This window comes from Candidatus Desulfolinea nitratireducens (genome assembly GCF_982879505.1).
This window is the reverse complement of record NZ_CEYOSI010000119.1, coordinates 893-10,583: the sequence shown is the minus strand read 5'-3', so window position 1 is coordinate 10,583 and position 9,691 is coordinate 893. Positions and strand designations below refer to the sequence as shown.

At 48.9% G+C, this 9,691-nt stretch carries 7 protein-coding genes; 5 read left to right on the top strand and 2 right to left on the bottom strand.

Annotated elements, in window-relative coordinates:
- Both AC3DOM_RS11185 and AC3DOM_RS11180 read left to right on the top strand, forming a co-directional pair.
- Window positions 1–1,438 (top strand): sensor histidine kinase (locus AC3DOM_RS11185; RefSeq protein ID WP_487919132.1); only part of this gene is annotated, 1,438 nt, incomplete at its 5' end.
- Complete coding sequence (locus AC3DOM_RS11180) at window positions 1,431–2,132, top strand: response regulator transcription factor (protein ID WP_487919131.1); 702 nt, start codon at window positions 1,431–1,433, stop codon at window positions 2,130–2,132. The genes AC3DOM_RS11185 and AC3DOM_RS11180, both read left to right, overlap by 8 nt.
- 25 nt (window positions 2,133–2,157) lie before the next feature.
- Here AC3DOM_RS11180 and AC3DOM_RS11175 read toward each other — a convergent pair whose 3' ends face one another.
- Window positions 2,158–2,904 (bottom strand): prepilin peptidase, encoded by a 747-nt coding sequence (locus tag AC3DOM_RS11175; protein WP_487919130.1) that lies wholly within the window; start codon window positions 2,902–2,904, stop codon window positions 2,158–2,160.
- A gap of 125 nt (window positions 2,905–3,029) precedes the next feature.
- Here AC3DOM_RS11175 and murA point away from each other — a divergent pair, with 125 nt between their 5' ends.
- A complete protein-coding gene (murA, locus tag AC3DOM_RS11170) occupies window positions 3,030–4,310 on the top strand; it encodes a UDP-N-acetylglucosamine 1-carboxyvinyltransferase (RefSeq protein WP_487919129.1) in 1,281 nt (426 codons plus the stop codon).
- A gap of 54 nt (window positions 4,311–4,364) precedes the next feature.
- Here murA and murJ read toward each other — a convergent pair whose 3' ends face one another.
- Entirely contained in the window at window positions 4,365–5,939 is a 1,575-nt protein-coding gene (gene murJ, locus AC3DOM_RS11165; RefSeq protein WP_487919128.1) for a murein biosynthesis integral membrane protein MurJ, read from the bottom strand.
- Window positions 5,940–6,057: 118 nt separating this feature from the next.
- Between murJ and AC3DOM_RS11160 the strand changes: the two genes are divergently transcribed.
- On the top strand, window positions 6,058–7,254 hold the full coding sequence (locus AC3DOM_RS11160; RefSeq protein WP_487919127.1) for a phospholipase D-like domain-containing protein: 1,197 nt from the start codon (window positions 6,058–6,060) through the stop codon (window positions 7,252–7,254).
- Window positions 7,255–7,339: 85 nt separating this feature from the next.
- Window positions 7,340–9,691, top strand: a 2,352-nt coding sequence (locus AC3DOM_RS11155; protein WP_487919126.1) for an ATP-binding protein, incomplete at its 3' end; no start/stop codon positions are given.

Below are 9,691 nucleotides of genomic sequence, written 5' to 3'. Positions count from 1 at the left end.
CGTTTTGAACCCATTACCATCTCTTTTTACAAGCCACTTAGCGGAAACTAAAGATAAAGAGATGAACCTTTATCAAAGGCGGCTTGAAACTGGACGCAGTGTTCAAATTCAGAAAGTGCTTCCAATTGCTTTGGTGTTGGCATTATTCTGGTTCGTACTTGCAAACCTGCGACTAACTGGTAACTTTTCCATTGTAGGGGTTTGGGTGAGTTTATTGCTTGGGCTGATGCTGATCATCCGCCTAGGGATACGAGCCGGCGAAGCTGAATTAAATAAATATTGGGAATTATTTAAAAACCTTGCAGATCCGGCATTTATTTGTGAAGCAACTGGCAAGATCATTCTCAGCAATCCGGCATTTCAAAGATTGGAAAACCCGGGCGAAGAAATCCAAACACTATTATCTGTATTTGCTGAATTTCCGGAATCCGCCCTTAGAAATGTTTCAGAAAAAAAAATATCTGAAGCATTGGAAGTAAAGAAAAGCTCGAGTGAGCGCGATATTCCCTATTTACTATCACTTACTCCATTGGAAACAGAATCCCGGAAGGTTTTGATTGCCGGTGTTGCCCATAATTTAAGCCATCAAATTACCCAGCGCAATAAAATTCAATCTGCTTATGAAGAATTACGCGCAGTTCATCTTCAATTGGAAGAACTTAATGACGATTTGGAAGATAAAGTGGCTGAGCGCACAGCCACTCTTGAGGAGGCCTACAGCCGCCTTGAGGAACAAAACAAAAGCTTACAAGAACTCGATCAACTTAAAAGCGATTTTGTTTCCATGGTTTCTCATGAGCTGAGAAATCCATTAAATAATCTGGGTGGTGGGTTGGAACTAATGCTTGCCAGAACGAGAAGACGGGTAAAAGATAAAAATACATTGGGATTGATGCAAAATGAAGTCCGCAGATTGACGCGTTTTGTCGAATCGATCCTGGATGTATCTGCAATCGAAGCGGGTAGTCTAAAATTAGACATTGCCCCATTGTCACTTGATCTTGTATTCGAACATATCACTCAGTATTGGGGTGCATCAGAAAATGTTGACCGCATAAAAGTTGAGTTGCAACCAGGATTACCAAAAGTGAGGGCGGCGAAAGACGCTTTGGAAAGTATTCTGCTGCATTTGGTTGATAATGCTTTAAAATATGCACCAGATGGATCTGTGATTGTGTCTGTAAAGCAGCAAAAACGACAGGTAATCATTGATGTTCGGGACTTTGGGCCGGGTATCCCGGAAGAGAAGCGTAGCTTGCTTTTTGGCCGCTTCCAGCGACTGGACGTAAAAGATTCACAAAGTGTTTACGGATACGGCCTGGGTCTTTACCTCTCTCAACGTATGCTGGAGCAAATGGACAGTACGCTAACCTTTGAAGCGCCCTCCGATGGGGGGGCAAGATTTTCATTTAAATTGAAAGTGGCAAAAAATGAATAGGATTTTGCTGATCGATGATGACCCAACCCTGGTGCACTTGCTAAGTGAATTTCTAGCGGATGACGATTTCGAGGTTATCGGTGCACTAAGCGGATCGGCTGGTTTGCACCTGGCCTACGAACAGCATCCAGATCTCATTCTGCTGGATGTAATGTTGCCAGGGATGGATGGGTGGGAGGTTTGCGCCCGACTCCGTGAAATGAGCGATGTCCCCATTATCATGCTGACGGCCAAAACCTCGGAGACCGATAAATTGCGTGGTTTTCGGTTAGGTGTTGATGATTATGTCACAAAACCTTTTAGCTTCAAGGAGCTGGTTGCGCGTATCCAGGCATTGCTGGCCCGGGTAAAGAGTACTGACTCCAAGACAGGTTATTTAATTCATGGAAGGGTCTCTCTGGATACTGAAAAATACCAGGCTTACTTTGAGGAAAAAACACTTGAGCTGACCCCTACAGAATATCGCCTGCTTGAAGCGCTTGTAAAGCGTAAAGGTAAAGTAGCCTCAGAGGAGGAGTTGGTGCAGGCTGTCTGGGGAAAGAACCGGTCAGAGGATACTGCTCTGGTAAGACGCTATATTTTGATGTTGCGAAAAAAGCTTGAGACTGATCCTTCCACTCCCGAGCATATCCTGACCGTGCGCGGATTTGGGTATCGGTTGGGAACCGGACCTTTGCCCAGTCTGGAAGAATGATTTATCTAAGAGTTTAGTAACACAATTAAAAATATATAAAAAATATTGCGGAAAAAATCAGGAAGGGAGCGTAAGGGATTGCAGCAAAAGCTTCGTAGCGTTTCAATGCCAACATCCAAATGATATAGATAATACTTACCAATCCACCTGCCAGGATCGCCATCAAAATACCTAACCAAATTATATTCCCACCGAGCATAAGTCCCAAAACACCAGCCAGGTTTACATCACCATATCCTAGCGCATCCCCTTCTTCTATCACGGTTTCACCACGTCGTTTGGATATCCAGCGGGCAAAGAGAACCCCAAAATAATATAGACCAAACATGATCCCAAATCCAAGCACACCGCCAAACAAGGTCGGGAGGATTCCATTCAGTTTGATACCGACCAATAGACCGAGAAGAACGCCAAAATAACTGACTGGATGGAGTATAAGACGTAGTTCAACATCAATGACAAATACAACAGCGAGATAAATCAGTAAGACGAATCCAAGCCAAAAATCCAATCCATCCGGTGGAGAAATCCAAATATAGATCGTCGCCATCACACCAAGAACTTGAGTGATCCACATTCGCCAGCCGCGGGGATGATTACAAGCGGAACAACCTTTTAGAAGCAGATAATCTGTCCAGGCGAATTTGGCGGCACACTGCTTACAGGCAGGCGTTGTAAATCGTCGCGTGGCAGGTAAAACGTCAGCGAGATAATTCACGAGAAGGGCGGCAGCCCATCCCAAAGCCAGAGGGATTCCAATTGTTATATTCATAGTTCCTCATTATAAAGTAAATATTTTGCATAGTGCTTTCACTTTTGTAATCTCATCCTTGTACGGATTGGCAATATTTCCCCTTCTGCTTTACAATTTTGGCAATTCAAAAAATGGAGTGAAAGATGGAAAAGTTCATAATCGAAGGCGGTATTCCACTCAAGGGTGAGGTAAGACCTGCAGGGAATAAAAATGCAGCCCTGCCAATGTTGGCAGCGACACTATTGACTGATGAGCCGGTCATTTTGAATAATATTCCCCAGATACGCGATGTAAAAGATATGCGTATATTGCTTGAAAGCATGGGTGCAGAAGTGAAGGATGTCGGGGATACATCCTGGGAGATCAGCGCGAAAAATATTGATCCTCGTGCGCTGGATATGGAACTCAGCCGCCGCATTCGTGCCTCCATCTTGCTGGCTGGCCCCACAACGGCGAGATTCGGCGATTTGCGTTTGCCGCCTCCCGGTGGAGATGTGATCGGACGACGAAGGCTGGATACCCATATTTTAGCGCTGGAAGCCCTCGGCGCAGAAGTGAATTTTGACCGTGTCTTTGAATTTCATGCCAATGGTTTGACCGGTGCAGATATTCTATTGGACGAGGCCAGCGTAACTGCTACAGAAAATGCGGTCATGGCGGCAGTCCTTGCCAAAGGAAAAACTGTAATCCGGAATGCAGCTTCTGAGCCGCATATTCAGGAATTATGCCATCTGCTGAATACTCTGGGTGCAAAGATTGAGGAGATCGGCTCAAACACCCTCCATATTGAAGGTGTTTCTCATTTACATGGTGGTGAATTTACAATTGGCGCAGATTACCTCGAGGTGATCAGTTTTGTTGGTGCGGCTGCGGTCACAAAAGGAAGTATCCGCATCCACAATGCCGGCGTGCAATATCTGGATATGGTCAAACTGGTCATGCAGCGCCTGGGGGTATGCTGGGAAGTGGATGGTGATGATCTGCTTGTCTCCAACGAACAATCGATGAAAATAATCACCGATCATGGCGATGCGATTCCAGAGATCAAAACCAATGTCTGGCCCGCCTTTCCCACTGATTTAATCAGTATCGCCATTACGGTGGCAACCCAATCGGAAGGTACGGTCATGTTCCACGATTGGATGTATTCAGGGCGGATGTATTTCACCGATAAACTGGTGGGGATGGGGGCAAAAATCATTCTCTGTGATCCCTATCGCTGCATTGTCCAGGGCCCTGCCCGACTTTATGGCGAGAAGGTAGACAGCCCTGATATTCGTGCGGGGATGGCTTTGCTTTTGGCAACCCTGGCCGCCGAGGGAGAATCCACCATTCGGAATATCAGCCAAATTGATCGTGGCTACGCAGATGTGGAAGAAAAATTCAGGGCGTTGGGGGCAAAAATTGAGCGGGTAAAAGAGTAAAGAATTAACCGCCAAAACGCCAGGAAAAGCTCTTAAAACCTGCCGTCCTGGCGGTTAAGAAAAGCGTCTACGAATAATGGACGCAACCTGTTGAATTTCGGGGACTTTCAAAACCCAGATCCCCAAAAGATAGATAACTCCCCCAATTGCGATTCCGCCAAGAGCGACAAGCCACGGTGCAGACGTGCTATTGGCCTGATTCCACCAAAATAACGCGATGCCCATCCCCAGTGCAGCAAGTGCTGCCTGACCAAATCCTCTTGCGATGCTTGAAATGTGCAGTCCATTCAGGCGTTTACGCATCAAAATCATCAATAAGATCATTTCCAGCGCGGTTGCGAGGGAATTTGCCAGCGCCAGACCACCGTGCGGCATCCAGCCAATCCGCTCGAACAGTGCGGCAAAGGCGATGCTAAAAACCACATTCAGACTCATCGCTCCGATCCCCACCAGGACAGGTGTTTTTGTATCGTGGAGGGCATAAAAGGCGCGGGCCAGTATTTCCATCACCGAATGCCCAACCAATCCGATTGCGTACCAGAGCAATGCCCAGGCAACGATCTCCGTAGAGCGCGCATCAAACTCCCCGCGCTGATAAAGGAGAGTAATCAGGGGTACGCGTAGGGTAATTAGTCCAACTGTGGCCGGAACAGAAAGCAAGATGACACCCCGAATCGACGCTGAAAGTGAGCTGCGCACATCATCAAGTTTACCCAGCGCGTATTGCGCGGCGAAGGTTGGCATTGCAGCCGTTGCGATGGATTGGGCGATGGCGATCTGGGCCATCAACATCAGGGCAAAGCCATACTCGATCCCGGCGACGGAGCCAGGCGCCATGCGTGAGGCCAACCAGGTATTGACCCAAAAATTAAGCTGTACAACCGCTACGCCCAGCAGACGTGGTCCCATCAGACGAATTACTTCTGCTACAGCCGCATTGCCAATTCCCAGGGTGAGGGAATATTTCCCGCGTTTTTTGAGTAGGCTGGGAATTTGCAATACAAGGTGGAAAAGCGCGCCGATCACCACGCCCCAGGCGAGACCGTAAATCCCCATTTTCGGGGTGAGAACCAAAACACCGAAAATCATTCCCAACTGATACATGGATGGGGTTAGCGCGGGGATCAGGAAAACCTGATGCGAATTCAGAATTCCCATCATGAGGCCGCTTAACCCGAAGAGAATCGCAGAAGCCAATTGAATGCGAAGCAGGGTTACCGTTAATGCGAATTGGGCGGGGTTGCCAGAAAATCCGGGGGCCAGGGCGTGACGGACAATTTGGGGTGCAAAAACTGCTCCCAGCGCGGCCAGCAAGCTCAGGACAAGGGTGACCCAGTTGGCGACCGCGCTCGCCAATTTCCACGCAGATTTTTTATCCTCCCTGGCGAGGAAACCCGTAAATGTCGGGATAAAAGCCGATCCCAACGCGCCGCCCGCCACAAGATTGAAAAGAGTCTCGGAGACGCGATTGGCTGCGATGAAAGCATCCAGTTCAACCCCGGCGCCAAATGCCTGCGCGACGAGAACGCGCCGCAGCAAACCGACGATCTGTCCGAAGGCGAAAGCCAACATGACAGTCCCTGCTGCACGGGCTATCTGACGGTTGGCATTAAAGGGTTTTTTGCTCAAGGGTTTATCCATGGAAAAAGAAGAGATTGAATTTGGCAATTTCTATTGAGCCCCTTTTCGGAGACGCAGAATTATACCCCACACAGTATAATCAATCATCAAATTTACTGAGGTAATCATGAGAATAAAAGCCCTAGCCATTCTACTGTTTTTTATTGTATTGGCCGCCTGTGAGCCGAATCCAGCCGAGATTCCACCTACTGAGACACCCGTGATTCTGCGAGGGAATTTGAAAGAAATTCCTCTGGATGTGGGATATGGGGTGGATGGTGGCTGGTTCGAACTCTATTTCACTGATCCCTCTCACCCCGAGGCGGATTCACTCCGTGGCGGACCCGACCGTCAGCTTGCTGCCGCCATAGATGACGCCCGCCTCAGCGTGGATTTGGCAGTCTATAGCTTCAGCCTGTGGAGCATCCGGGATGCATTGATCGATGCTCATCATCGAGGGGTACAGGTTCGGATCGTGATGGAAAGCGATAACCGTGATCGTGACGTCCCACAGGATTTGATCGAGGCCGGCATCCCGATCATCGGTGACCGCCGCGAGGGGTTGATGCACGATAAATTTGTGATCATCGACCGATCGGAACTTTGGGTCGGTTCGATGAATTTCACGATCGGTGGTGGATATGAAGATAATAATAATTTGCTCCGCATCCACTCGGTGAAGTTGGCGGAAAATTACCAGAAAGAATTTGACGAGATGTATGTGGATGACCACTTTGGTCCTGATACAGTATCGGATACACCCAATCCGAGCATTAAAGTGGAGGGGACCACTATTGAGACTTATTTCTCACCAGATGATGGCGTTGCCGATGTGATCATCGACCTGCTGGATGAGGCAGAAGAGAGTATTTATTTTATGGCATTTTCATTCACATCTGACGATATATCCGATGCCATTCAAAGGCGTGCGCAAGGCGGGGTGATCGTTGCGGGAGTGTTTGATGAGTCGCAGACCAGGTCAAATCAGGGCGGGGAATATGATTCCCTCCTGCAGGCTGGGCTGAATGTGCGTCAGGATAATATTGATGGTTTGATGCATCATAAGGTTTTTATCATTGATCAACGAATCGTGATAACGGGTTCGTATAATTTCAGCCGCAGCGCAGAAGAACGTAATGACGAGAATATACTTGTTATTCATAATATCGCAATTGCACGGGAATTCCTGATGGAATTTGAACGTGTGTCCGGGGAAGAGATTCCGACTTTGCGGGAGCCATCAACTGACCCAGAGTCAACACCAACCCCGGCAGGCTATGAGAAAAATCTTCGGGTAGTCCCTTTCGGTGCAATCTGGTGCTGATCGCACGATACCTGGTTGCCAATTCCTTCAATTTCGGGTAAATTTAGCCTAGCACATTCGTTCTGATATTTTCGCAGGAGCCTTCATGTCTGATAAGCAATTCTATCTCGGCCGCACCCTTGAAAACCCCCAAAGCGAACCAACTGAAAAAGCCCTCTATTACGATCCGCCTGACCTGACGACTCACGCAATCGTGACGGGAATGACAGGCTCTGGTAAAACGGGACTCTGTGTGACAATGCTCGAAGAAGCCGCATTGCAGGGGATCCCCGCACTGATCATTGACCCAAAAGGAGATCTGACCAATCTCCTGCTTCATTTCCCGAACCTGGCCCCGCAGGATTTTCAACCCTGGATAGATTCGGAAAGCGCGCGTCGCAGCGGAAAAAGTATTGAAGAAACAGCTTCCGATACCGCGAAAACCTGGCAGTCGGGTCTTACAAAATGGGGGATTACTTCATCTCGTTTGCGTGCCCTGAAAAATGCAGCCCAATTTGCTGTCTACACCCCTGGCTCAGATGCGGGTATCCCTGTCAGCGTTTTATCATCCCTGGCTGTCCCGGATTTGGATTGGAGATCAAACCGCGAAATACTGCGCGAAAAGATCAATAGCACCGTCACCGCCCTGCTTGGTTTGGTAGGGTTCAACAATATAGATCCTCTCCGTTCAAGAGAACATATTCTCCTTTCGCATATTTTCGAACATGCCTGGAGCAACGGACGCAGTCTTGATCTGACCGAATTGATCCTCCAAACCCAAAACCCTCCTTTTGATAAACTTGGCGCGCTTTCCGTGGATGCCTTCTTTCCGACAAAGGAGCGTACAGCGTTGGTGATGCAGCTCAACGCCATCCTTGCCGCACCTTCTTTCGAGACCTGGCGCGAAGGGCAAGCCCTCGACATCCCGGATTTGCTTTTCACGCCCGAAGGCAAGCCTCGTCATAGCGTATTTTATCTGGCGCATCTCAGTGAGACCGAGCGGATGTTTTTCGTCACGCTCCTTTTTTCTGCTGTTGAAACCTGGATGCGCACCCAGAGCGGGGCAACTTCCCTGCGTGCCCTGCTTTATATGGATGAAATATACGGCTACCTCCCGCCGCAGAAAAACCCACCCTCCAAGCCGCCACTGTTACGGATGCTGAAGCAGGCGCGGGCGTTTGGTGTTGGGCTGATCCTCGCCACACAAAACCCCGTCGATGTCGACTACAAAGCTCTCTCCAATGCGGGTAGCTGGTTTATTGGCAAACTGCAAACTGAGCAGGATAAAGCTCGTCTTCTTGACGGGTTGGAAAGTGCGGCAGGTGGGCTAAATCGGCGGGCATACGACAAGCTGATTTCCAGTCTCGGAAAACGTTCTTTTATTTTGCATAACGTCCACGAGAAACAGCCCTCTCTTTTCCGTACACGCTGGGCGATGAATTATCTTGCTGGGCCGATGACACGGAGGCAGATCCCGGCCTTGAATCAGCTCGCAGGGGCGAGGTGGGAATCAGAGTCTGTGATGGCGGAGGATGCCTCTCAAACGGCGACCCAACCCAAGGCTGCGGGCGCTTCGCTCTCGGATTTTCAGCCTGTTCCCGTTAATGGAAAACCGAGGCGATCTGAACGCAACCGCGCCAAAGATTCCCTTGATGGAGGCAGCGAGACGAGACCCGCCATCCCATCCGGAAATGGCGAATATTTTTTGCCCTTCAACTTAAGTCTGACCGAGGCATTTTCTGCCGCTAATCGCCCCCTGAGTGAGGACGCGGAGCAGGTCGGCATCCTGTATAGACCAGCGTTGATTGCTTCTGCCACAGTCCGATTTTTAGATCGAAAATATGCTGTAGACACTGAGATCACCCGCTCTCGGCTGGTGACTGATCCCGACGACCGTGGATCGCTGCGCTGGGATGATTATGATCGTGTAAAAAGCGATCTATTGACAAAAATGCCTGCGCCACAATCCCGTTTTGCTGGTTTGGAGCCACCACTGAATACTGCAAAGCAGATGAATGCTCTTCAAAAAGATTTCAAGGATTGGCTCTATCGCTCGACAACCATCAAGGCGCGTACAAATCTGAAATTGAAGGTTTATGCTGGACCAGACATGTCGAAATCCGATTTTATTCGTGCTTGTGCGGATGCAGCCCGCGAGAATCGGGATGTTGAAATTGATAAGGTCAGCACACAGTATGAACGCAAGCTAACCACGCTGGAAAATCGCCTGAAGAGGGAGGAGCGTGAGCTGCGACAGGACGAAGATGAACTCGATGATCGGAAAATGGAAGAGATGGGGACTCATGCTGAGAATGTTCTGAGTATGTTCAGCAGACGGCGACGACGTCTGACGACTTCGCTGACAAAGCGTCGTCTGACCCAACAAGCCAAAGCCGATGTAAAAGAATCCATCGAGGCAATTGACGATCTCGAAGAGCAGATCAATGTTCTCGAAGCC